The following is a 1,353-nucleotide window of genomic DNA, read 5'->3' as shown; positions in this document are numbered from 1 at the left end:
TTCCCGCTGGTTCGCGATCCCGATCGCCGCCAGGTCCGACGCCACCAGGCCGGCCCCGGCCAGCGCCCCGTCGATGGTCCTGCCGACGTTCTCCCAGATCTCCCACGCGTCGTGCTCGACCCACCCGGCCGCCGGCAGGATCTGCCGGTGCTCGATCTGGCTCCGGCTGATCTCCACCCCGTCCCGGTCGAAGATCATGAAGCGCGTGCTGGTGGTGCCCTGATCGATCGCGCCGACTAAGTCCGCCACTGTGCCTCCCGCCCGCTGCCATTGACAGGCGTGACGTTAGGAAGCGAAGAGACCACGGGCAACGGCATCCGTGCGACAATGTCGCACGATGCCTGGTCTCATCCAATCCATCGAACGCTGCTCGGCGGTGTTGCGGCTGCTCGCGGCCGCCCCCGGCCGGCTGCGGGTCAAGGAGATCGCGGACGCGCTCGACCTGCCCAAGTCGACCGCGCAGAGCATCCTGCGCACCCTCACCCACATCGGCTTCGCCGAACAGGATCCGCGTACGGCCCGGTACCGCCCCGGTCGCGCGCTGCTCGACCTCGGCTCCACCGGCCTGGACGCCAACGAACTGCGCGCGTACACGCTGAACTGGGCCGACACGCTCGCCTCCCGCAGCCGTGAAGAGGTGCACGTGGGCGCCCTGCGTGACGGTGGCGTGCTGGTCGTGCACCACGTGTTCCGGCCGGACGACTCGGCCCAGTCGATGCAGACCGGTCAGGTGCTCCCGCCGCACGCCACCGCCCTGGGGCAGGTGCTGCTCGCGTACCGGATGGCCGCCGCGGAGGACGCGGTGGCGGGCGGGCTGGAGGCGTACACCCGCGCGACGGTGACCACCGGCCAGGCCCTCGCCCGGACGCTCACCGCGACCCGTGCCCAGGGCTGGGCATCCTCGGTCGAACAGTGGCGGGCCGGTCGCGCCGGCATCGCCGCCCCGCTGCGAACCTTCGGCGGCCTGGTCGTCGGCGCGATCGGCATCAGCGGCCCGGTCGAGCGGCTCTGCGACACCCGGCGGCAGGCCCGGCCCGCCCTGGTCGAGCACGTCGTCGCGGCCGCCCGGGCGATCTCCCGAGACCTGTGCGGGCCGCAGCCGTGACCGACCGCTACATCCTCGCGATCGACCAGGGCACCACCTCGAGCCGGTGCATCGTCTTCGACCGGCGGGCCACCGTGGTGGCCCTGGCTCGGGCGGAACATCCGCAGTCCTATCCGCAGCCCGGCTGGGTCGAGCACGACGCCGCCCGGGTCTGGCGTGACGTGCGGAAACTCATCACCCGGGCGTTGCGCGACGCGGGTCTGACCGCGGACCGGATCGCCGCGATCGGGATCGCGAACCAGCGGGAG

3 protein-coding genes are annotated in these 1,353 nt (G+C 72.5%); 2 read left to right on the top strand and 1 reads right to left on the bottom strand.

Features of this window, described 5'->3' with window-relative positions; genetic code table 11:
* Positions 1–249 (bottom strand): FGGY family carbohydrate kinase (locus CHC09_RS44805; protein ID WP_280523933.1); only part of this gene is annotated, 249 nt, incomplete at its 3' end.
* 88 nt (positions 250–337) lie between these two features.
* Here CHC09_RS44805 and CHC09_RS44800 point away from each other — a divergent pair.
* Both CHC09_RS44800 and CHC09_RS44795 read left to right on the top strand, forming a co-directional pair.
* A complete protein-coding gene (locus CHC09_RS44800; protein ID WP_089299360.1) occupies positions 338–1,105 on the top strand; it encodes an IclR family transcriptional regulator in 768 nt (255 codons plus the stop codon).
* Positions 1,102–1,353 (top strand): FGGY family carbohydrate kinase (locus tag CHC09_RS44795; protein ID WP_244911641.1); only part of this gene is annotated, 252 nt, incomplete at its 3' end. The genes CHC09_RS44800 and CHC09_RS44795, both read left to right, overlap by 4 nt.

The organism is Actinoplanes regularis (genome assembly GCF_900188005.1).
Lineage (GTDB): Bacteria > Actinomycetota > Actinomycetes > Mycobacteriales > Micromonosporaceae > Actinoplanes > Actinoplanes regularis.
Note: the sequence above shows the minus strand (reverse complement) of the source record. Positions and strands in the feature narration are given on the sequence as shown.

Bases quoted from the DNA above. Each gene is read 5' to 3' on its own strand.
- CHC09_RS44800 (WP_089299360.1), top strand. From the start codon at position 338: ATGCCTGGTCTCATCCAATCCATCGAACGCTGCTCGGCGGTGTTGCGG.